Source organism: Streptomyces sp. NPDC053750, assembly GCF_044544295.1.
Classification (GTDB): Bacteria; Actinomycetota; Actinomycetes; order Streptomycetales; family Streptomycetaceae; genus Streptomyces.
Genome location: NZ_JBITXB010000033.1, coordinates 19,471 through 40,391, shown reverse-complemented (window position 1 = coordinate 40,391; position 20,921 = coordinate 19,471). Strand labels below are relative to the sequence as shown.

Genomic DNA, 20,921 nt, shown 5'->3' with positions numbered 1-20,921 from the left:
CCCGCGGAGCGGGTACAGAGGGCGCAGAGCGCCCTCTGACAGACCGTCAGCGCAGAGCGCTGACCGGCCGGCCAAGGGGCCGGCCGTGGAGCCGGCCCGCGGGGCGGGCCGGAGGCCGGCGGGTGGTTCGGCCTCGAATTCGGTTCCTCTTTCCGGGGGTTGGGGTCAGAGATTGGCTGGCTAGGTGAGAGGGGGTCCCTCGTGGTCCTGGCGGGCCTTTTCTGTGGTTTCTCGACGGGTTTTCAGGTTGTCCCGGTGGCGTTTCTCTGCGGGTGGTCCTGATTTCTTGTGCGGTCTGATCATTCTAAGGGCTCGGGGCCCCGGAATTCAAGTTGTGGGGCGGGAATTGACGGGGTTTCCGTTTCTCCGGCCCCGGGGGTGACTCCGGTTCGGCCGGGCGGCCCTTGTGCGGCTCTGACGGCAGCCTACAGGGGAGTTGGCAGTCCGGGAAGGGGACAGCGGGGGCGAGGCTCCAGGGGGCCGTGTGTGGCGATCCGGGGCGCGTGTGAGGGTGGCGTTAGATTCGCGTTCAGGGAATTGGCGGGTTGTTAGATTCGATGGACCGGGAGTGTTAGATCCGGGGTCGCTTCAATCGCCGTGCGCGGGAGGGGTGTTAGATTCGCTGGTTGGGTTGGTGGGGAGTTCCCGGGGTGCCGTTAGATTCGGGTCGGGGGTCGGCGGGGGTGTTAGATCCGGGGTTGCGCGGGGGTGGGGTCGGGTGGCTCCGGTGGGTTCGGGGTGGGTTGGCGGTGCGGGCTCGGGTGGGGGGTGGGGGTGGTCGTTGAGGGTGAGGGGAGGGGGTGAGGTTTCTAGTTGGGGGTGGGTTTGGTTGAGCGTGTGGGGGTGATCCCGTTCCGGTGTTGCGTATTCGCAGTTCGGTGTGTACTGTAGTTATCACGAGGTCGGGGGAACGAAGAACCGGCCGAGAAACCACCTACTGACCCTGTTGGAGGGGATCTTCATGTCCGGTACCAAGACGTTCACCACCCCGGCCGGTAACACCTACTCGTACGCGGTCGAGACGGGCGAGAACGGCGAGGCGGTCTACGACCTGTCCCGCGTCCTCCAGGACGGCGTGTTCCCGATCGGCACGGTCGTGGTCCACCCGAACTGGGAGCTGTTCCCGAAGACCGAGGGTCTGCTGAACGTCCAGTTCGGCAAGGGCAGCGCCACCGACCGCCACGAGCGGACCGACGCCCCGAAGCTGGGCGACATGGACCTGCCCTACGTGGTCGGCAGCCACCTGGTCAACCCGGCCGACCTGACCGCCGCCACGGACAACGGGGCCGCGCCGCTGCTGACGTTCCGCAAGCGGATCATGGGCGCGGCCTTCGAGACCAACTCCCCGGCCGAGCACGCCAGCCAGGACACCTTCGAGAAGGTCCGCGACCTCGTCACCGGCCTGGTCACCACCTACCAGGCCGACAAGAACACCCCCAAGCGCGAGGCCACGTACACCAAGTTCCTCAACGGCAAGCGCGCCGAGGCCGTCCAGGCCGAGATCAACAAGCTCGACGACAAGGCACAGGCACTCGCCTTCATGCGCGCCGAGCTGGTCGAGAAGCTCAACGGCTACAAGACCGCCTGACCCCCCACCCACCACCCGGCGGCCCCAACCCCCAACACGGGGCCGCCGAACCCCCACACCCCCCACACCCGCCCGTGCCCGGGCCCACCCGCACCAGTAGAGATGAGCCGAGGATGACGCAGCGCAACAGCCAGCCTGAGATACCCACCACCTGCCCCGGATGGGGCGAGGAGTGCGGCAACGAGACGGAGAGGGGAGCCGACCTCTGCCCTGACTGCCTCATGGCACGGCTGGACGCGCAATCCGCCCGGATCCCCCTGTAGCCCTTCCCCGAGACGGCAGTAGACCCTCAGACCAGGGCCGGGCGGCCCCGCCCTCCAAGGGCCGCTCGCGCCCGCCACAGGCCCGGCCCCGGCCCCCCTCACCCACCGGGGCCGGGCCGCCCCGCCGCCCGCCTTACCTGACTGTTGCATATTCACGTTTCATTGTGTACTGTAATCACATCAGCCGGTCGCCGTCAGCGCCAAACTCCTGGGAGATTCCATGCTCGCCCTGCTTCGCCGTTCGCCGAAGGTCGCTACGCCCGTCACCGAGAAGTCGGCGATGTGCCCCACGACCGGGCTCCCGTACGGCGAGCCCGGCTCCGTGGAGCGACTGACCTGGATTCTCGCCGAGCAGGACCTGGAGGACATCCAGGAGCGCATGGAGTACTTCGCGGCACGCGCCGCCGCGCGCCCCGAGTCCGGCCTGGTCGTGTCCAACATCAAGACCCCCATAGCCCGTCCGCACATCCTTCTCATCGGCGACTTCGAGTCTGACGGGGACCGGCGCGGCGGCACATGTGTTGAGTGCGGGACGCACGGTGAACTGTCCGCGCTTCGGGACCTTGCCCGAAACGACCTCGGCTGTGAGGCGACTTGGTTCTAACGCCGGGTGCCGCCCCCCGGGGGGCGGCACCCATCCGACCGCACATCTCCGCGCCACCCTCACAAGCTAGGAAAGTGGGAGCAATGATGAACCACAGGATCGGCCGCAGGATCGGCCGCCGGACTGAAATCTTCCTGGGTGTCCTGCTGGGTGTCTCCGCGATCGTCCTTACTGTGTTCAGCTTCAAGATCTCCATGGATGCTTCGCACGCGCTCTCGAACCCCGCCGCCGAAGCTCAGACCATGCCGCATTGCCGGTAACAGCTCGCGCCGTTGCGCCCCGAAAGGACCTCTGATGACCGACAGCAAGATCACGGAGTTGCTTGCCCGCGCAGCGAGTGGCGACCCTGAGGCCGCCGCCGCGTTCGTGCGAGCGCGAGCACTGCGACTCCACGCGGCGGAACGCGTCAGCGCCAGCGGCCGGACGGCCGCACGGCGGATGCTCCGGACAGCCTCCTAATCCCGCGCGCCGCGCCCCCTTCCGGCGCCCCCTCCCCCTCCTCCCTTGTTCGCGCCCCGCTCAGCGTTTCGCTGGGCGGGGCCGCTTGCGTTCCGCCGCCCTCGTCGCGACCTGCTCAACTCCCCGCCCCTCTCGATCCTGTCTCGGCTCTGCCTCATGCTGACGGCCCCTGGCTTTCCCGCTTCCGTTCTCCCTGTCTGGCTCCGTGCTTCGTGGTCTGTCTGTGTCTCGTCTGTCGTTGTGTGCTTCTGCTGCTCCTCTCTCTTCGGCTCTTGTGCTCCTCGGCCTCTTCGTCTTGCTTGCCGTTGTCGGTCCGCCTGCTCTCTCTGTTCGCTGCTCCTGTCCCTCGCCCCTCCCGTCCTGCTGCTCTCCCGTTCCGTCTCCCTTCCTCCTCGCTCCCGCCGGCTTCCTCCTTCCTGTGGTTCGCCTGTGGCTCTTCGCTGATGTCCTCAGTGCCCTTGGGGGTCTCGTAGAGAAGTAGTCGGCGCACTCCAACCCCCTTGACCGTCGCCCTGAAGTGCAGGTTTCCGTGTCGAGGGCGCAGCCTGGGGGCAAGTTGTAGGGCAAGTTGAAAGGCAAGCTGTAGAGCAAGTTGTAGGGCATGTTGTGGGGCAAGTTGTAGGGCAAGCGGGCCTCTGGCGGTGGTCTGCGTGGCCAAGTCCCGTCTTTTGCGGGGGGTGATTTCTCTCCCCTCCGTGAATGCCGGAGGGGAGAGAAATCACCCCCCGCGAAAGACGGGATCTCTGGGGAAGGGAGGAGAAATCTCCCTCCTTTCAGGTCAGGGGGGAGACTTCTCAGTTGCCGCACTGGGGGGGAGATTTCTCTCCCCCTCGGGTCGGGGGAGAGAAATCACAGTCCAACGGATCGGCCCTGGGACGGCCGGAGCTTGCGCAGGTGGGCGTGCCGCTCGGCGCCGGCTGTTCTGGCTGCCTGGGACGCGGCGGGGGTCATGCTCCCTGCGGCGCCGCGGTGGCCGCGATGGGCTCGCCGTTGGACATGCGCCCGTCGAGGCAGAGCTCGCGGTAGCCGGGCGTGTAGGTGAAGCCGTGTCCGCCGCAGGTGGCGCAGTCCGGGGCGTGGGCGGTGGGGGCGCCGATGCAGAGAATCGGTTCTTGGTGGACGGCGGTGTAGGTGTCGTCGCCGTGGTGTTCCCAGGTGAGCACGGTGAGGACTTCGCCGGTGCCGTCGCAGCGCCCTGCGCAGTCGTGGGGGTGCGGGTCCTCGTCTTCGTGCTGGTCGTCGAAGTCGGCGAAGGCGTCCAGGAGGTAGGCGCGTGCGCGCAGATTGTTCAGGGCTGGCCGGCGGTCGAAGGCCCGCAGGGCGTGGCCGGCGGTGGCCGCGGCCACCGCTGCGGCGCTGTCGGTCGGTGCCGCGGTGGCAGCCCAGTCGAGTAGGAGTCCGCGGGTCATGAGGTGGCGCCGTTGTTCGCTGGCCACGTCGACGGCGGGGAAGCGGGAAGTGAGGCCGAGGTTGGCCCAGGCGTAGGTGTCGAGCATTTGGCGAACCAGCCGGGGGCCAGAGCGGAGGAAGGGGCGCTTGGGTGGCAGAGAGTCGTCAGTGGTCTGGGGGGCTCGGTATGCGTCGCCGTGGGTGTGCTGGTGGAGTCGGGCGTACTGGGCTCGCAGGTGGTCGAGACCGTTGTGGGGGTGGTCGTCGAGGGCCAGGCCGTCGACCTCGCGGAGGAGGGCGCCGTGGTCGCGGGCGGCTTCGTAGAGGTCGGGGTCTCGGGTGCGCAGGGCGAGGACGTCGACGAGTGCGCCGGCGTGCAGGAGGTTGAAGCGGCGCAGGGCGGGGACGGCGTCGCTGTCGGGGTCGTATTCCAGAGCGTGGGTGAGGCGATAGTGGGCCCAACGCGCTTCGAGGATGAGCCGGGTGATGGACGGGCGTTCATCCCGGTACGCCTTTACGGTGTGTTCGGGGTGGTGGCCGATGGGCACGAGGGTTCCCTTCAGGTGACTGGTGGGGGGGTTAGCGGGGCCTGGTCGGCCCGGGCTTCATCGGGTCGTTGCAGGCGAGGTCACGATGGCGTCGGCTAGGCGGTGAAGGCTGACGCCCTGCGGAGCTGCAGCCTTGAAGACGCGGTGCGCCGCTCCGGCGGGGGCGTTGGGCAGTGCGAAGACGCGGCCGCGGGCGAGGACGGCGAGGAGGCGTGCGGCGTGATGTTCGCATCCATCGACGCCAGCGTTGTCCGTGTCGAGCACGGTCACGGCGACGGGGCCGGCGCAGGTGGTGTGATCCGTCGGGAGTGTGGCTGGGCAGCGGGCCATCGGTCCTCATCTGGTGGGCTTGGTGAAGTGGCTGTTGGGAGGTGGGCCAGGCCGAGGCTGTGGCGCACCAGGGGCCAGTGCGGTCGCCTGGTCAGGCGCCGGCTGAGGGCGAGAGCGAGCAGGGTGACGGCGGCTCCGAGGACGGTTCCGAGAACGAAGGGGTGCGTCTGGTGTCGCGGGGCCACCGGGTGGTGGCCCCGCATCGGAGGTAGTCGGGACGGGTGTGTTGGGGGTGGGTAACTGGTCGCGTGGCAGCGGATCGCCAGGGAGGAGGGCCAGTCGTGGCTGACAGGGGCTCCGTGGCGTCGGTCCTCGCTGCGTTTCGCTCACCACCAGTGCCGGAACAGGTAGTCACCGCGCGGGAGCTCGCCGCGCCGGATGAGATCGGCCAGGACCGATTTCAGCGAGGGAGAGAAAGCGCGATCGGCGAAAAATCGGTCCTCGAACACGGCGTTCTCAAGGTCTTGCGTGTCAGGCGGGTTCGCCTCGACAGTGGCTGGCGTGTTCTCGTCGGCGACGCGGATGCTCAGCCAGTAATCCAGCTCAGTCATGCCGGTCTTGACGACGCTCTCGCCGGTACGGGAGTCCCAGCCCAGGTACAGCTTGGCGTCGTCGAGGTCTCCGAGTGCTTCCAGGTAGTCGTCGTCGGAGGTGAGTTCGTACAGCTTCACGCTGTCATTACCGATGTGCTCGTCGTCCCGCTGGCATCCGCGTAGCGAGTTATACGGCTTGCCGTAGACGCGCTCGGCAATGGCTCCGATCGGGATGTGGCCGTTCCCGACGGTCGCATGATCAGCGTGTGGTTCCAACACGTAGAAGCTGTAGTGCGTGTACTTGGGTGCGTCTGGCATGACGGATCTTCCTCGTGGGTCTCCGGGGTCGGTCAGATGTGGTCGTGGAGATCGGTGTCGTTGTAGGTGGTCTCGGAGACCGTGATCCAGCCGGTTCGGTCGCCGTCGCGGAGCTGGAGCTCCCACTTGCCCGGCTGCCAGTGCTGACCGGTCTGCTTCCGGCCGACGTACTGGCGCTGGCACTGCTTGGTGGGCTGGCTGCTGCCGCCTGTGGTCGAGCCGGAGGAGCCGGGCTGGGTGGTGCCGGAGGTGCCTCCGTTGGTGAGCGACTTGCCGGGCTGGGTACCGCCGGACGAGCTGCCGGAGCCGCTGGGGGTGGTGTCGTTGTTCTTCTTGCCGGTGCTGCCCGACGAGCTGGACTTGCCGCTGCTGGACTTGCTGCCGCTGGAGCCGCCGCTGCGGCCCTCGAAGGCGGTAGTGGTGAACGAACTGGTGCGGATGGTCGAGCAGTCCTGGCGGTACACGTCCTCGTAGTCGGGGATCCAGTGACCGGCGTAGCCGCGCTTGTCGATGACTTCGCCGTGCTTGACGGGCCCGTTGGCGCAGCCGGTCAGGGCGAGGAGCGCGGCGGCCGTGATGGCGGTGCCGAGCGTCAGGGTGCGGGGCGTGGGCACGTTGGGCTCCAGGAGGTGTGTGGGTGCGCTCGTCTGCTACAGGTGTTGTGCGCGAGCGGCGTGTGACACAGAGGCGGAACTTTCTCCGCGAAGATGACAGTACACATTGAATTCTCAATACGCAACACACAGTTGAGGTGTCGACTCGTCTCCTCGTCGCAAGGCGTCGGGCAGCCCCGGCGTTGGGCGCGTCAGAGCGCTGCGTAAGTGCTTGCGCGTCAGCTGATGGACTGAATAATCCAGGCGAGTAGGCAGATGCCGGCGATGACCGCCCACATGCGCAGGGCGGCCGGATCCTTAGCGATCGACTTGGCGTTGGACTCGAACACCTCGACCGTTGGCATCATGCCGGGGTGGACTGTGTCCCGGTGCTCGTCCCGCTTGGCGGCGGCCTGATCCTTCGGCAGCCACCCGGTCGTGATCCCGCACGGGCCGCACTCGTACCGCCATGGCACTGCGGGCTCCTCTTCCGCCGGTCCTGTCGGATGTGGTTCGACGGTACCGGAGGGCCGCGCCCTACGGGATGGGAACAAGCCGATAGGGAACGGTAGATGGGGGCGGTAGATGCTTCTAGCGTTGGGATAGATGCGCAGGTCAGACGGTCGTAGATGTCACCGGTAGATGGCTGGTGGTGCCTCCGTGGGGGAGGGGCGTGATGGCCGGCCGAGAGGAGTTTCGGGCGCCCGGGAGCTCCCTCTGGCCGGCGGCCGGGGGAGCTCCCGGGCGGATGGTCAGGCACTGTCCGCAGGAGCCTCAAGGAAGGCGACTTCAAGGGGTGGAGCGGGGGGCTCGGCAGGGGGTGCGGCGGGGGCGTTCGGGGTGAGGTCGGGGACCAGCTGGGCGGGGATCCGTAGAGCCCGGCCGAGGGCCTGCTCGAGGTCGGCGATGTGCACCCCGAAGTAGTTCCTCCCCTGGATGCCCATCTGGGTTCGGACGGGGATGTCGAGGGCTTTGCACTTCTGTCTGATCACGGGTTCCGTCCAGTCGGTCAGCATCCTCTCCCGGTGGATCCGTTCGAGGAGAGTGTCGGTGTGGACGCCCTTGCGGCCCTGGCGGACGGCGAAGGCGACGCTGTGCTCGACGAACGCTGCGAAGGCGGCGTCAGCTTCGGCCGAAGTGGCTTGGGCCTGCGTCTCCTCGGGGTCCCACTCCCCCGCCGTTTCATGATCGTTTAGGGTATCGGTCCCTTGAGGCGCTTCCTCCTCGGCAGTGGTGTGCGCCTCTTCCAGGTCCTTCACCGTGCGGCCGGCCGACAGCCCGGTACGGACGGCCACCGTCGTGACGACGACGAGTCCGGCGGCGCCGTAGACGTACAAGAGCCCTGGGTGCTTCTCCGCGAAGTAGAGGGCGACGTAGCCGGCGAGGCCGAGTGCACTGAGTCGGACGAGGAAGCCCCCGCTCTCCTGGTCGCCGTCGCGCAGCCAGGCTCCCACGTAGCGCAGGGCGACCATGGTGGCGCTGACCACGACGGGCACCTCGCGCACGAACGGGATGTGCTCCAGCCTGATCTTCCGCCGTCCCTGCTTGGCGGGGTTCGTCTTGTCTGGCTTCCCGGTCATGCGCCCACCAGCGACAGCCCGGCGGTGGCGACGGCGATGACCGCCCGCCAGATGGAGCCCTGTGCTGCGGACATGGCGGCCGCGGTGAGCATCCCCCACAGGGCGCCGGTGAACGGCACGATGGGGGCGAAGGCGGACAGCACGAGCAGGATGATCACGACCGCAGTCATGCCGATGGATCCGAGGTCGGGGTTCGCAGCAATCTGGCGCGGGATGTCCTGGACGGCGGTGCCGAGGTCGTGGGGCCAGGAGCCGGCGCGCAGGAAGGCGAGCTCGGCGAAGAAGCCGATGGCCTGGGCCGGTCCTCGGGCCAGCTTCTTCTTCCCCTTGCCCCAGATCCCGTAGATGAGCGTGACGATCAGGATGACGCTGACGGCGGTGGCGGACATCGGGCCGAGGGCGCTAGTTCCGGCCCCGGCGGCGAGCAGGGTGGTCACGGGTGTCCTTAGAAGGTGGGGGCGGAGAACAGCAGGACGGCGATGCCGGCGGAGGCGACCGGAATGTGGGTGAGGAAGCGGACGGCGGCGCAGAACGAGGGCAGCCGGTACAGCCACCTCTCCACGAAGGCGGAGATGCCGCCGCCGACGACCGCGGCGAGCAGGATTACGCCGCCGCCGACGATGAACGGGGTGGACGGCTCGTTGCTGCTGGCCGCAGCGTCGTGCATGACGGCGAGCGTCCATTGAGGCAGGCCGGTGTTCCACTGGGCCGTGAAGACGCCCCAGCTCCAGGCGCCGGCGGTTGCCGCGGCTCCGTTGTGGAGGATGAACCGCTGCAGCGGCGTGAGCGACGCCCACCAGGCGGTGAGGGAGCTGCGGTTGCGGCCCGGGCCGACCAGGCCGGGCCTCTCCCCTGCGGGGGCCGACGACTCCTGGCCGGTGCCGTAGTAGTGGTTGTGCACCTCGTGGCGGTCCGGATCCGGCGCCTGCGGATCGGCGGTCTTCCGTACGCGGAACCAGTCGGGCCCCTCGCCCTCCGGACCCGGGAGGTCTTCGTCCGCGTCCGCGGCGTCCGGGCCCTCGGCCTGGTCGTCGTCCTTGCGCCGGCGCGCGGAGACACGAGGCGGCCACGCGCTCTTCGCAGGCCCTTCCGCGGGCTGTGCCTTCGGGAGCCCGGCCGGGTCAGCCGTGGCGTCCTGGTCTTCGGCGGGCTTCGGCTCGTCGGTCGGGTCCTGCTGCTCGGGGAGGTCCGTGAGGTCGATGGTCTGGCCGGGAACGGGCAGCCGTCCGCCGGGCGACATCGAGATCCGACGGGTGGAACCGGCGGATTCCAGGTCCCGGTCGGGGCGGGCCGCGCCCGGCTCGGGCTCCTCCTCGACGGGCTGCTCGGCGTGGCCGAGCGGTCGGACGCCGATGCGGGACAGGAGGCGGCGCAGCCGCGTCTCGTCGTCCGGCATGCCGTCGCCCGTCTCCGGGGTCTGGGGCGGTTCGCTCTCGGGGGTGGCGGTGTTTGCCTGGCTGGTACGGCCGCGGGTGGAGGGTGTCGTGCTCACTGCTCGCTCCCCTCGTGGGAGGCGGGGCGCCGCACGAGGGCGAGGCGGGGCCGCCCGTGGTGCGGGGCTCCGGCGGATCGGGCCGGCCAGGCGGAGGTCAGCGAGCGGCGGGCCGGGGCGATGAGGGCGAGGGCCTCGGTGACGTGCTGGTCGAAGGTGGTGGACATGTGTGGTCCTCACGGTCGTGCTCGCGGGCAGCCCTGCGGGGGCGCCCTGCGGAGCGGGGCGTCAGGGTCGGCTGCCGGCGGCGGGGACGAGGAGGCCGCTGTCGTGCTCCTCGAAGTGGTCACCCGCGGTCGGGTCGAGGCGGAGAAGCTCTTCGAGCTGCTGCTGGCCCGCCGGCGCCGGGGCGGGCTGGGGGTCTTGGGCGTGGGCGGCTGGCTGCGGCGACTCGTTGGCGAGGGCGAGGGCCTGGTCGAAGTGGTCGGGCTCTTCGCCGTCGGCGCCGTGCGCGACGGGATGGGCGGCCAGCGCCTTGGGCAGCCATTCGGACTGGGTGTCCAGGAACTTCTTGGCCCGGCCGTTCCCGATGCCGAGGGCGGCAGAGATCTTGTTGATGCCCCAGGCGAACGTGCCGTCATCCTTGCGTGGGACGGTCTCGACGAAGGCGGCCATGACTTCCTCGTCTGTCTTCCGCCCGGCAGCCGCGTCATCATCCTGCCCGGCGTCGGCGTCCGGGTCCGGCGAGGCGGTGTCCTCGTCGCCGGTGTCCTCCCCTGGCTCGTCTCCCTCGCCCATCCCGGCCTTGACCTGCCGGTCTTCCTCGTCGCGGGAGTGGAATGACGGGGCGGCATGGGGGTCGGCCGTCTGGGATGGGATGGCCGGGATGGTGCCGATCAGGGTGTTGAGGATGCCCTCGAACGCGACGGGATTGCGCAGGTTCATCCCGGCGATGTCGGACTGGCGTACGCGCAACTGCAGCCGGGCGACGACGCACCTCAGGATGGCGGGGTCGGAGCATCCCGCTCGTTCGCTGGCATCCTGGGCGCGGCCATCGGCATGCATCTCGGCGAGGCGGTATGCCCAGCGGGTCATCCCGCCGGCCCTCTTGACCGCGTCCTGGGCACGGCGCAGCCGGTACCAGCGGTAGGCAGCCCGGGAGATGCGGACCTCGGCGGTGGCCTCCTCCTGGGCCAGGTCCTGGCGGGCGGCGAGCAGCAGTGCGACGCGGAAGGCCTCGACGGGGTGGAGCAGGCGCACCAGCGCGATGCGGCGGTCGGGGCGTCCCCCCTTGGTGCGGGCGGCGCGGCGCTCCTCGAGCGAGCCGATCTCCCAGAGCACAGCCGCCAGGACCGGCCACACCGCGCGGACCGCGCCGCCGAGGAGGGAGTCGGCTTCTGACGCGGAGAAGACCGAGCTGATGCCGGCGAGGATCCAGAAGAGAGCGCCGGACAGACCCGATCCGTCGCCGTCGCGGGCACGGCGGCGGGCTCGACGGCCGCAGACCATCGCCGCGACGTCGAGTGCGACGAAGGGCAGGAGGTCGAACGGGGCGTCCAGGCCCATCTGGTGGTGTCCGACCCGGCGCAGACCGGTGGCCGACAGGGCGGCCGCGGCTGCGGCGATGACGACGGTGAGTAGGTCCTCGACCCGGCGTCCGCGCCGGTCGGCTGCCGCGGCGCGCTCGACGTCGGTGAGCGCGGCCAGGGCCATGCGGCGTCGGCGCAGGGCGATCGCCGGGCCGAGGGTGAGGACGAGCGCCCCGAGGACGAACTGCCAGCTGCCGAGGAGTTCGGCGAGAGCCGCGCCGTGGGGGGCGAGGTCGGGTGTCACGGGGAGTCCCTCCGGGCGAGGTTGCTGGCCGCTTCGGCGGCCCGGGCGCGCAGCGGGTCGTCGCTGGGCGGGATCGGGTCCTGGGTGATCCAGTCCCTGTAGGCGTCGCGCTCGGCGGTGGCCTGGCGGAGCAGGACCAGGAGCAACGCGGTGAGCGGGTTGACGGGCGGTATGTCGGCGCCGGCCGGTACGAGGACGGGGAGTAAGAGGACGTCGTCACGGCGGGCGAGCGCGCTGACCAGGGCGCGGTTGAGGGCGTGGGCGTCGCCGGCGGGGTTCATGCGGCGGCCGTCCAGCCGGCGGAGCGGCGGTGGTCGGCGACGAGCTCGTCGCGGTGACGTGCGGCCTTGCGGACGTTCTCGATGTTCTCCAGGCGCTTCTCGGGCTTCCCGGAGGTGCCGAGGTACTGGCCGGCGAGCCGCTGCACCTCGCGCGCCGCGGCGATGCGGGCCTGCTGCCTCTGGGCGGCGCGCTGGTCCTCGGCAAGGGCCTGGTCGAGCCGGTCGCGCTCCATGACGAGCCGGCGCTTGAGCTTCTCGGGGGTCAGCCCGCCGCGGATGCCGACGGTGTCGCCCTCGCGGAGGGCGAGCTCGGCGCACGCGGCGCGCACCGGGCACACAGCGCAGTGGTCGCGTACGGTCTGGGCGCGGCGCCGGCGCCAATCGGTGTCTGGCTCTCCGTCCTCCTGGTAGAAGTGGCCGACGTCCGGGTCGGCGGTGAGGCAGACCGAGTACTTCATCGTCTGGCGCAGCTGCGGGGTGCGCAGCTCCTGCGCGACGTAGTGGCCGTCCTGCCGGTCGAGGAAGCCGCTGGCGACGAGGCTGTCGAGCGGATCGGTCGCGGCGACGAACTGGGCGATGCTGGCCTCGGCCGTGCCCGGGATGGCGCGGGAGGCCGGCGGGCGGGCTGCCATCATGGTGTTCACGCGTTCTCATCTCCTGTGACGCTCTGGTGGGTGGTGAGGCGCGTTCGCGGCCTCCGGGGGGACCAGCCCCGGGGGTCGCTTGCTTTTCCACGCGCCATCTGCCTTAACTGCCTTAATGCAGATGCGTCAGATGATGCATGCTGTTGGCGATCACGTCAAGGAAGAAGGTCCAGCGGATGAGCCGTGCGCTCTGGCGGGTGCGGCAAGATGTGCCCATGCCCATGACGTCCCATCACCCGCACGAGCAGGTCGCGGCCGCACTGCGCGCCGACATCCTGAGCGGCAAGCTGGCCCCGGGCGAGCAGCTCCCCGGTCAGCGCGAGTTGGGTGAGAAGCTCGGCGTCGCACCGAACACCGTGGCCCAGGCCCTACGACTCCTCGAGAAGGAGGGCCTGGTCGAGACGGCGCCGCGCCGCCGCAGTCGGGTACTGCAGCCGGCCTCCGCCATACAGGTCCGACTGCACGAGGACGGGCTGCTCCGGCCGACGAATCCCGGCGACAGCGGCCACGACGACATCAGACGCGGGGATCCCGGCACTGATGTCGCAGCGGTCGAGGCTCTGGCCGTCACACCGGACGCCGCCCTGTCCGTCCGGCAGGCGGTACTGCTGCAGGCCGGCACTCCATGGGCACTGCAGACCCTCTTCACCCCGGCCGCGCTCTCGGTGACCGCGGCCGAAGCCGCCACCGTCGCGCCGTTCACGGTTGGCCCGCTGCGGCGCGAGGACAGCCACGCCAGCAACTGGGACGCGAGGCCGGCCACCACCGAGGAGTGCTCGCTCCTCAAGTCCAAGGTCGGCACCACGGTCTTCGAGATTCGAAGAGTTGGTTTTACGGATGAGCGCCCAACTTCATACCTTTTGACAGTAGTACGGGCAGATCGCGTGACCATCCGTACGGGAAGCGCCAGTTAGCTCCCATCCGAGTCAACTGCGCCCTTTGGTCGCACTTTTCGAGGTCGGTTGGACAACGCGCCGAGTGCGTGTGCACGGCGGGTGTCAGGGGATAGGGTGACTTTCGCTTGATCCAACACGCCTCACCTCGGGCCCCCGGCGCACAGCGCCGAGCCCGGCGAACCAAGAAGGCGGTTTTCCCATGACCAGCACCGCACAGGCCCCGGCGCGATCCACCGCGCCGGACGCGGAGCTGCCGTGGGCGCTGCCCGGCGCGTCCGGGCCCAGAAACACGAAAGCCCCCTGGAAGGGGGAGTTGAGGATGTCGTAGGTCTTCCGGGCGGGCGCCTCTAGCAAAGGCTGCTCCTCGCCCCTCTCCGCCGGCTTCGGAGTTAGCAGCTCCTCTGCCGGCCGTCACCGCTCAGTCCTGGGTTAGCGGCCCAGCTTGAGCGAGGGCCAGACCGAATGGTCCGGCAATCACTGCCCTCCAGCAGCAATCCCCCCGAGGGGGTTTGTCGTTTCCCGGGGCGACCCGGGAGAACGGGGTCCATCTTGCAGTACACCCATGTCCTTTGTCAGCTCGGACGCCACCTAAGCACGCCGATCGCGGCTACTTTTCGCCCGTCCGTGACGTCAGCGCCACGCTGCGTACCCGCTTTCGCAGTCGGCGCGCCGGCCTGGGCCGGCCGCGCCGCAGCGCGTTCCGGCGGCCGGCCCTTGACCAGGCGCAGCCGGCACCCCTTGACCACCTCGCTTCCCACGCCTGTCAGACGGGCCTTCACGGCCCCGGCCAGGTGGCTGGTCAAGGGGGTCTGCCGCCGCCCCGGACACCCCCTTGACCCGCAGGTCACACGCTCGCCAGGGATTTTCTCGGCCGGACTGTCACACCGTCGGCTTTTTCAACACCCGTAGCAGCTGAAGGACCTGTTCCTTCAGCTTCCGCCCGAGTGCCTCTGGCCAGACCCCAGACCGCGCGTCCTTGCCGGACGCCGTCGAGACCCAGCGCACCCGACTCGCCGCCCCGCGGCACCGGTGCGCCAGGAGAAGCGTGCCCCGCACAGCAGCAGTTCCCAGTAGCCCGCCGCCGACGGGCGACCAGGCGCGCCCGCAGCGCCGCCAGCGGGTGAAGGTGCCCCTGCGCCTCGTCGCCAACCCGCACTACGCCGACGTCGCGGTGACCGTCTACGTGAAGATCGCCGCGCTGGCGTCGCGTCCGGAAGGGTGCACGGCGGCGACCGTGACCATCGCGGAGTACCTCGGCCTGTCGAAGTCCTCCGTCGAGCGCGGGATGACGCAGCTGATGCGCCCCGGACCCGACGGCGTCGTCGAGCTGTCCTCGACCCGGCGTTCCCTGCCTGGCGGGAACGGCACTTCGGCGGTGCGCCGTACCCGACCGCTGTCCGCGACGGAGCGGTTCGTGTGGATCCCGGTGGCCGCCTCCGAGGACCTCACCCCGCGCCAGCTGCGCGCGTACGCGCTCATCGCCTATGCCCAGGCCCAGAAGATCCCGCTCACCGAGTCGGAGATCGCAGGGGCGCTGCACCACCACAGCGGCCAGCGGGCCGGTCAGCCGCTCACCACCGCGGCCGCCGGCGAGATCGTCGACGAGCTGGAGGCGACGCGGTGGATCACCGTGGAGCGGCGGGCGGGCCTACGCGGCCGCCACCACTTCGTCGCTCACGACATCCCGGCCGCCGCTCAGGACGCGGCCTGTGGACAGCCGTCCTCCACGGGCGTCGCGCCCTCCTCCACCTCTGGTCCTGGTGAGGGATCGGGTTCGTCGGCTGGTGCGGGATCACTCGCGACTATGGAAGAACCTAGGACTGACCGACCTGATGACGAGCGCGCCCTCTTCTCACCCGCCGTAGGCGAGGTACAGGTAGGTGAAGGTGTGGAAAACCGCGGTGCGCAGCCGCAGCACGGCACCGGCGAAGGTGGGCTCGCGCTGCGCGCGGATGACCACCAGACCCCCTTGACCACCCCCTTGACCGAGCCCTCGGGCACCCCCTTGACCAACCGCGCAGGCGCCTACGGCGGGCCCGGGCTGACCATCAGCGCCCGGGTGCACGCCGTCCTCGAGCCGGTGCACCGGCTATATCGGCAGACCAGCGTCTACATGCAGCGGCGCATCGCCCGGGAAGTCGGCAGCCAGCTGCGTTCCGGCATCGATGACGCCCGGCTTCGGCAGCGCCTGGAGACGCGGGTATGCCGCACCTTCACCGACGAGATCCGCGACCCCGGCCGGTGGATTCTCGGCGTCGGTCTGCCCCACTGGGGCTGCGGCATCTTCGACTGCGAGGCCGGCGTCCTGTGGAGCAGTGGCCGCCGGTGCTCAGTGTGCGAGGAGATTGTCCGCGACCGGCGCCAGGGCACCGCGCAGTCCGACGCCTCCACTCTCGCCATCGTCCGCCCTACCCCCGCTCGGGTTCCCGTCCCGCGGTCCACTCCTGCAGTTCCGCGGGGCCGGTGCCCTGAGTGCGGCTGCGCCGTCCTGGTGCTGAACCCCGCCGCCTCGGCCGCCCCCCGATGCAGGCCGTGCCGAGAGGAGCACGAGGGTGGACGTGCCGGCGGTCCATCCCCGTCGGAACACCCCGAGGTGTGCGCGGGGTGGGACGGCAGTGGATGCACCCGTCCGGCGCTCGGCTCCGTCGGCCTCTGTGTCCGGTGTCGGACCCGCCGGATGGAGTGGGCCGCATCATGAGCCGCGCACTCCGCCCCGTCGAGGCTCGCCACTGCCGGGTGGGGCCGGATCCCCTCCACTGGAGCACGCTCCACTGCGCGCCGATGGGGCAGCTCGGCCACCCACCTCGCCGCTGCTTCAGCGGCCGTTCCCGGAAAACGGGGCGCAGGCGTGGCCGACGCCCATGAACCGGACCCGGGCCTGAGGGCCCCCTTGACCGGCCTCCCCGGCCGCCCGCGTTCCTCCTTGACACGCAGTCCGGGTCAAGGGGAAACCTCACTGTGCATCGCCCATCGCTGCGGCACCGGAAAACGCCGGCGCGGAGTAGGGCCGGGGGTGGCGGCCACCCGATGAATGGACGCCACCGGGGCCAGTGCGACTACCTCCTCCACCCCGGCCCACTCGCGAAGCCCACCATCCATCGCCGGCGCCGCGCACTGAGTGGGCTCCACCGCGTACATGGTGGAGCCCACTCAGTGGAGTGGAGCCCGGCCTCCGCCACCGAGTGGCGCCCACCGGCCCACTCCACTCGATGGGCAACACCCGATGGATCGGCCATGGTCCATCCACACGGTGGGCTCCACTCGATGCCCCGATGCACTACACCGGTGGCACCCACTCTCAACCCACTGATGAGGGACGGGCGATAGACGGAAGAGCACCGTCAGCCCGAGGCACGGACCGGTCGTGGTGGAGCGGAGCGTGTCACCACCCCAGGGTGTCCGCCGGCGAACACCTTCGGGCGATGCCCCCTTCTCTCCGATCCACCCCTTGACCAGGTTCACCGCACGAGCTGCTCCCCCCTTGACCGGCCTCGCCTCCACCCCTTGACCATGGGCCGGGGCACCTGCTGTTTCCCCTTGACCTCGGCCCGGGGCAAGGGGAAACCCGGCGGCCGCTCACCCTGCCTCACCCGATGACGCTGAGGGCTACACCGACGCCAGCGGAAGCCGACCCGAAAGACGCCGGCCAGCCAGCGGATGGGCGGTGCGCCCGGACAGGGCTTCCTCCCGAGCGCGCGCCGGAGTCGTACAGGACGCCGTCCGGAGGCGATGGCGGCCCGGGGGATTCAGTCCGAGTTCGCGGTGGCGTCCATCGCGATGGATGGATGGGGGGCGGTGGCCCACCGAGTGGCCGGAGTGCGGGTGGTGGACCCGAACGCCATGCGGCGGGTCATGGTCCACCCACTCGGTGTGCTCCATCCACTCCAGTGGATGGAGCGGGGCCGATGCGCCGCACTCCATCCACTGCCAGTGGGAGTGGTCTCCATCCCCTCCTCGGTGGAAGTGGGGCGCACCCATCCACCCCGCTGTGCGGACGTCCATCCCCCTTGACCACTCCGCCCACCCCTTGACCACGGCCCCCTTGCCCAGCTGGGCCACCCAGGTGGGCAAGGCCGGTTTCCCCTTGACCTCGTCAGGCCGCAATCGCGGTCAGACGGCGGTCAAGGGGCCCGTCGGGAGTGTGAGCGCCATCGAGACCAGATGGCGCGAAAGGACGGACACGGACGTGGCCACCACCCAGCACACCCCGGCACTCAACTTCTCCGAGTCCACGCCCCGCTACGACACGCTCACCGTGATGAACCGCGACTGGGCCGCGCTCTGCCGCGACCTGCGAGCGGCGGACCGCGTCGCCGCGTGGGCCGGGGAGCACCCGGACCTCGCCGGAGCGGCCAGTCCTCAGGACGTGGTCGACAAGATCTCCGCGTACCACCGCTGCGGGGACCTGGACGGCCACGACCGCGTGATGCACCTGCTGGTCGAGCGGGCCGGGGGGACCGGCTTCGACGCTCACCTCGCGTGGCGGGTGGCGGTGCGGGTTCTGCTGCCCAAGGCGGTCTTGATGGCGAAGACGCAGCGGAGGTCCTACGGCCTTCCGTGGGACGACGTCTGTGCGACGGTGCTCGGCGCCGCCTTCGAGGTCGTCCGCACCTACCCGCTCGACCGGCGGCCGCGGCGGATCTTCAACAACCTCGCGCTCGACACCCTGCAGCTGACCCGCCGCACCCTGGCCGTCTGCCTCGACGACGTGGAGGACGTCCAGGAGTTCGCCGCCGGCGTCGCGCCCTTGGCCGAAGCCGAGTCCCACACCCGGTACGCGCACGTCGTCGCCAGCGAGGACCCCGACACCCCGCACCACACGGTCGAGCTCGCCGATCTCCTTGTGCGGGCCGCGCAGATGGAGCTCGTCGACGTCGACGAGCCGGCCCTGTCGCGTCACGAGACGCGGACGGAGGTCCTCGACCTGCTGCTGTGGGCGGTGGAGGTCGGAGCGCTGAAGGAGCTCGAGGCTCAGCGCATCGCCCGGTACTACCTGTCCACCTCGCAGCGCCCCGACCAGCGCCACATGACCACCCGGTCCATGGGCCACGAGGGAGACCTGCTGCGGCAGCACGCCAGCCGTGCCGTGCGCACGCTGCGCGCGAAGTCGGACCTCGCGCAGTACCACGCCGCGGCCTGAGAGCGCCCGGCGCCCCTCGGATCGGGCGCCGCAGAAGTCGCTCGAAAAAACCTCGGCCCCACTGTCACACCGCGAGCTTTCTCAACACCTGTAGCAGGCGAGAGGGCCGCCAGATCGGCTCCGCCCCACCTGAACACCCCCGTCCCTGCCCCTTCTCGACTCCGGGAGAACCGACGTGACCAGGATGTCCCCGGCCGGCACCGGCCGACAGCTCCTCGACGCCGACGAGGCCCGTGTGGCCCGTGCTTCGCGCGAGCTGACCAAGATCGCTGCCGCGCTGGTGAGCCGGCCGATGGACCGTGACCTGCATGAGCAGATGCGCGCCTTCCTCGACAAGGAGTCGGAGGCCTCTCTGGCGTCGTGGGATGTGCTGCTGCAGCGCACGCCGGACCAGCTCAAGGAGCGCATCTCGACGGTCCTGACCGTCCAGGCCCTGCGGACGGCGTCGTGAAGCGGCAGCGCCGGCCGCGCAAGGCGGCCAAGAAGCAGCTCGTCGAGGCGGAGGCCTGGGACGAGGAGGTCGACGAGCCCCAGGCGACGCCGGCGGGCGAGCCGGATGAGACCGGGTGGACGACGAGCACGGCCCAGATGGCCGGGCTCTCCCGGCTGGTCCGTGTCGGTGTCTGGGCGCTCGTGGTCTCCGGCCCGGTCCTCGGCGCGCTCGCGTTCCTCTCCTCGTCCGCTCCCGCTCAGGGCGCGGCCAAACCGGCCGCCGCGGCGTCGCCTGCGTCGCCGGTCGGGCCGGCCGGCTTCGCCGAACTGTTCGTCTCCGCCTATCTGCAGGCTGGCCAGGGCACCGAGCGGGACCTGGCGCCGTACTACTCCGGCTCCGTCGCGCTCGCGGTCAAGCCCGGAACCCGCACAGCCACGCAGTCCACTGTGATCGCCTCCCGCGAGGTCCAGCCCGGCTACTGGTCCGTCACCGTCGCCGCCGACGTCACCGCCCACGACGACAAGGGCAAGTCCACGCGGCTGGGCGTCCAGTACTTCCGTGTCGGTATCCAGGCCACCGGCCCGGCCGGCGCCGGCGGCACGGAGCAGGGCGCCACCGCCGGCTACGCGGCGACGTCGCTGCCGGCGCAGGTGGCCGCACCGGCCCCGCTCAAGCCGGGCGGCCTGGCGTACGAGACCGACCGCGGGTCGAGCAGCGCGGACCCGTCGGTCGAGACCGCCCGCGGATTCCTGGCCGCTTACCTGACCGGTACGACCGAGCTCGACCGCTACACCTCGCCCGGCACGCGGCTCCAGCCGATCAGCCCCGCACCGTACGCCGCGGTGAAGGTGACCGGCGTCCAGGACGACTCGTCCGGCTCGGGCCAGCAGAAGGTGCCGGCCGACGGCACGGTGCTGCACCAGCTGGTCCAGGTCGATGCCACGGACCAGGCCGGCAGCCCGGTCTCGCTGAACTACGCGCTCACCCTCAAGTCCCGCGCCGGCCGCTGGGAGGTCGCGTCCGTCGACGACGCCCCGGCGATCCGCGCGAGCAGCCCGCCCTCGGCGGCGCCGCACACCACCACCCCAAGCCCCGACGCAGCCACGGCATCTGACTCGCCGTCGCCGTCGAACTCCTGAGAAAGAGGAATCGTTCATGCGCACTCTGGCAGCAGCCAACCCCGACCACGTCGTCCTCGCCGGCGACGTCCTCGACTGGGCCAACACCAAGACGGGGCAGGTCCGCACGCTGGTCCTCGCCGTGGCCGCCCTCATGGCGATCATCGCCGTGCTGATGGCCTGGTGGAAGACCCGGTCCTTCGTCGGCACCCTCGTCGCCTTCGTCCTGGCCGCCCTCGTGCTCTGGGGCATCAGCAACCTCAACGTCCTCAAGACCAAGGTCGGCTCCGAGATCGACGACACCGCAGCGTCGGTGTCCGTCGTCCACGTCACCGGCGACGCCCCCGCTCTGGCGGGTGAGGGCTGGCGGGTCTCGTGAGCGCCTCGGAGGAGGAGCTGATCGGGCACTCGTACACGCGAGCCCGTAAGCACCCGCTGGTCATCGGCAAGCTCCCGGGAGCCGGCCGGCTCCCGGGAGGGCCCTACACGATCACCCAGGTCATGACCATGGTGATCAGCTTCGGGCTCCTCGTCATGACCCGGGACCTGTGGGCCCACTTCGGCGCCATGAACTTCATCCTCATGGCACTGATCCCCTGGGGCCTGGCCTGGGTGCTGCGGTACGCGCGGCTCGACGGCCGGGACCCGGCACGCGCCGTGCGCAGCCTGCTCATCTACTCCTCCACTCCGGCCCAGGGACGCCTGGCCGGCAAGCCGCAGCGGGTCGCTCGACCGCGACTGGCGACCGCCACCTGCACGGTGCGCGTCCGGTCCGCCGAGCGGCCCGCCCCAGCGGCCGCCGCCCAGCCCGTCCCGGCGCCCGCTCCCGTGGCCAGGCGCACAGCCCGCCCGGCACCGGTGCCAGCCGCGGCCGCGGCGGCACGGGCGGAACCCAAGACCGGGCTTCAGGCCCTGTTGGCCTCCCTCGACGAGCAGTGA

21 protein-coding genes are annotated in these 20,921 nt (G+C 70.4%); 10 read left to right on the top strand and 11 right to left on the bottom strand.

The window, feature by feature from the left end:
* Positions 1-961: 961 nt before the first annotated feature.
* From ACIGO6_RS39645 to ACIGO6_RS39635, 3 genes are all read left to right on the top strand, one after another.
* The gene (locus ACIGO6_RS39645; protein WP_399885328.1) at positions 962-1,588 is read left to right on the top strand and encodes a hypothetical protein; all 627 of its coding nucleotides are present in this window, start codon (positions 962-964) and stop codon (positions 1,586-1,588) included.
* Between the two features lie 483 nt (positions 1,589-2,071).
* Positions 2,072-2,455: a hypothetical protein gene (locus tag ACIGO6_RS39640; RefSeq protein WP_399885326.1), complete on the top strand. Its 384-nt coding sequence runs from the start codon at positions 2,072-2,074 to the stop codon at positions 2,453-2,455.
* A gap of 86 nt (positions 2,456-2,541) precedes the next feature.
* Entirely contained in the window at positions 2,542-2,715 is a 174-nt protein-coding gene (locus ACIGO6_RS39635; protein WP_399885325.1) for a hypothetical protein, read from the top strand.
* Between the two features lie 1,146 nt (positions 2,716-3,861).
* Here ACIGO6_RS39635 and ACIGO6_RS39630 read toward each other — a convergent pair.
* From ACIGO6_RS39630 to ACIGO6_RS39580, 11 genes are all read right to left on the bottom strand, one after another.
* Positions 3,862-4,851 (bottom strand): hypothetical protein, encoded by a 990-nt coding sequence (locus ACIGO6_RS39630; protein WP_399885323.1) that lies wholly within the window; start codon positions 4,849-4,851, stop codon positions 3,862-3,864.
* Positions 4,852-5,507: 656 nt separating this feature from the next.
* The gene (locus ACIGO6_RS39625; RefSeq protein WP_399885321.1) at positions 5,508-6,032 is read right to left on the bottom strand and encodes a hypothetical protein; all 525 of its coding nucleotides are present in this window, start codon (positions 6,030-6,032) and stop codon (positions 5,508-5,510) included.
* 32 nt (positions 6,033-6,064) lie between these two features.
* A complete protein-coding gene (locus ACIGO6_RS39620) occupies positions 6,065-6,646 on the bottom strand; it encodes a hypothetical protein (RefSeq protein ID WP_399885319.1) in 582 nt (193 codons plus the stop codon).
* A gap of 218 nt (positions 6,647-6,864) precedes the next feature.
* On the bottom strand, positions 6,865-7,101 hold the full coding sequence (locus tag ACIGO6_RS39615; protein WP_399885317.1) for a hypothetical protein: 237 nt from the start codon (positions 7,099-7,101) through the stop codon (positions 6,865-6,867).
* Between the two features lie 276 nt (positions 7,102-7,377).
* The gene (locus ACIGO6_RS39610) at positions 7,378-8,205 is read right to left on the bottom strand and encodes a hypothetical protein (protein WP_399885315.1); all 828 of its coding nucleotides are present in this window, start codon (positions 8,203-8,205) and stop codon (positions 7,378-7,380) included.
* Positions 8,202-8,642 carry a hypothetical protein gene (locus tag ACIGO6_RS39605; RefSeq protein WP_030841872.1) on the bottom strand — a complete coding sequence of 147 codons (441 nt, stop codon included), beginning with the start codon at positions 8,640-8,642 and terminating at the stop codon, positions 8,202-8,204. Before ACIGO6_RS39605 ends, ACIGO6_RS39610 begins: the two co-directional genes overlap by 4 nt.
* 8 nt (positions 8,643-8,650) lie before the next feature.
* Positions 8,651-9,697, bottom strand: coding sequence for a hypothetical protein (locus ACIGO6_RS39600; RefSeq protein WP_399885313.1), 1,047 nt, complete (start codon positions 9,695-9,697; stop codon positions 8,651-8,653).
* A complete protein-coding gene (locus ACIGO6_RS39595) occupies positions 9,694-9,864 on the bottom strand; it encodes a hypothetical protein (RefSeq protein WP_399885310.1) in 171 nt (56 codons plus the stop codon). Before ACIGO6_RS39595 ends, ACIGO6_RS39600 begins: the two co-directional genes overlap by 4 nt.
* Before the next feature lie 61 nt (positions 9,865-9,925).
* A complete protein-coding gene (locus tag ACIGO6_RS39590) occupies positions 9,926-11,470 on the bottom strand; it encodes a DUF2637 domain-containing protein (RefSeq protein WP_399885308.1) in 1,545 nt (514 codons plus the stop codon).
* Positions 11,467-11,751: a hypothetical protein gene (locus ACIGO6_RS39585; RefSeq protein WP_200402309.1), complete on the bottom strand. Its 285-nt coding sequence runs from the start codon at positions 11,749-11,751 to the stop codon at positions 11,467-11,469. Before ACIGO6_RS39585 ends, ACIGO6_RS39590 begins: the two co-directional genes overlap by 4 nt.
* Positions 11,748-12,386 (bottom strand): WhiB family transcriptional regulator, encoded by a 639-nt coding sequence (locus tag ACIGO6_RS39580; RefSeq protein ID WP_399885331.1) that lies wholly within the window; start codon positions 12,384-12,386, stop codon positions 11,748-11,750. Before ACIGO6_RS39580 ends, ACIGO6_RS39585 begins: the two co-directional genes overlap by 4 nt.
* A 224-nt stretch (positions 12,387-12,610) precedes the next feature.
* Between ACIGO6_RS39580 and ACIGO6_RS39575 the strand changes: the two genes are divergently transcribed.
* The 7 genes from ACIGO6_RS39575 to ACIGO6_RS39545 all read left to right on the top strand — a co-directional run bounded on the left by ACIGO6_RS39575 (position 12,611) and on the right by ACIGO6_RS39545 (position 20,921).
* Positions 12,611-13,309 (top strand): GntR family transcriptional regulator, encoded by a 699-nt coding sequence (locus tag ACIGO6_RS39575; protein ID WP_399885305.1) that lies wholly within the window; start codon positions 12,611-12,613, stop codon positions 13,307-13,309.
* A gap of 1,027 nt (positions 13,310-14,336) precedes the next feature.
* Positions 14,337-15,989 (top strand): hypothetical protein, encoded by a 1,653-nt coding sequence (locus ACIGO6_RS39570; RefSeq protein WP_399885303.1) that lies wholly within the window; start codon positions 14,337-14,339, stop codon positions 15,987-15,989.
* A gap of 1,488 nt (positions 15,990-17,477) precedes the next feature.
* Positions 17,478-18,431, top strand: coding sequence for a hypothetical protein (locus ACIGO6_RS39565; RefSeq protein ID WP_399885301.1), 954 nt, complete (start codon positions 17,478-17,480; stop codon positions 18,429-18,431).
* Positions 18,432-18,615: 184 nt separating this feature from the next.
* Complete coding sequence (locus tag ACIGO6_RS39560; RefSeq protein WP_031048149.1) at positions 18,616-18,882, top strand: hypothetical protein; 267 nt, start codon at positions 18,616-18,618, stop codon at positions 18,880-18,882.
* Positions 18,879-20,003 (top strand): conjugal transfer protein, encoded by a 1,125-nt coding sequence (locus ACIGO6_RS39555; RefSeq protein WP_399885298.1) that lies wholly within the window; start codon positions 18,879-18,881, stop codon positions 20,001-20,003. Before ACIGO6_RS39560 ends, ACIGO6_RS39555 begins: the two co-directional genes overlap by 4 nt.
* A 16-nt stretch (positions 20,004-20,019) precedes the next feature.
* Positions 20,020-20,361 (top strand): hypothetical protein, encoded by a 342-nt coding sequence (locus ACIGO6_RS39550; RefSeq protein ID WP_024126634.1) that lies wholly within the window; start codon positions 20,020-20,022, stop codon positions 20,359-20,361.
* Positions 20,358-20,921: a hypothetical protein gene (locus ACIGO6_RS39545; protein ID WP_399885296.1), complete on the top strand. Its 564-nt coding sequence runs from the start codon at positions 20,358-20,360 to the stop codon at positions 20,919-20,921. The genes ACIGO6_RS39550 and ACIGO6_RS39545 overlap by 4 nt, the downstream gene beginning before the upstream one ends.

What these genes read in the sequence shown, in the direction of transcription:
- ACIGO6_RS39635 (WP_399885325.1), top strand. Translation starts at nt 2,542, where the DNA reads ATGAACCACAGGATCGGCCGCAGGATCGGCCGCCGGACTGAAATCTTC.
- ACIGO6_RS39625 (WP_399885321.1), bottom strand. Translation starts at nt 6,032, where the DNA reads ATGCCAGACGCACCCAAGTACACGCACTACAGCTTCTACGTGTTGGAA.
- ACIGO6_RS39645 (WP_399885328.1), top strand. Translation starts at nt 962, where the DNA reads ATGTCCGGTACCAAGACGTTCACCACCCCGGCCGGTAACACCTACTCG.
- ACIGO6_RS39560 (WP_031048149.1), top strand. Translation starts at nt 18,616, where the DNA reads ATGTCCCCGGCCGGCACCGGCCGACAGCTCCTCGACGCCGACGAGGCC.
- ACIGO6_RS39585 (WP_200402309.1), bottom strand. Translation starts at nt 11,751, where the DNA reads ATGAACCCCGCCGGCGACGCCCACGCCCTCAACCGCGCCCTGGTCAGC.
- ACIGO6_RS39575 (WP_399885305.1), top strand. Translation starts at nt 12,611, where the DNA reads ATGCCCATGACGTCCCATCACCCGCACGAGCAGGTCGCGGCCGCACTG.
- ACIGO6_RS39550 (WP_024126634.1), top strand. Translation starts at nt 20,020, where the DNA reads ATGCGCACTCTGGCAGCAGCCAACCCCGACCACGTCGTCCTCGCCGGC.
- ACIGO6_RS39640 (WP_399885326.1), top strand. Translation starts at nt 2,072, where the DNA reads ATGCTCGCCCTGCTTCGCCGTTCGCCGAAGGTCGCTACGCCCGTCACC.
- ACIGO6_RS39595 (WP_399885310.1), bottom strand. Translation starts at nt 9,864, where the DNA reads ATGTCCACCACCTTCGACCAGCACGTCACCGAGGCCCTCGCCCTCATC.
- ACIGO6_RS39610 (WP_399885315.1), bottom strand. Translation starts at nt 8,205, where the DNA reads ATGACCGGGAAGCCAGACAAGACGAACCCCGCCAAGCAGGGACGGCGG.
- ACIGO6_RS39580 (WP_399885331.1), bottom strand. Translation starts at nt 12,386, where the DNA reads ATGATGGCAGCCCGCCCGCCGGCCTCCCGCGCCATCCCGGGCACGGCC.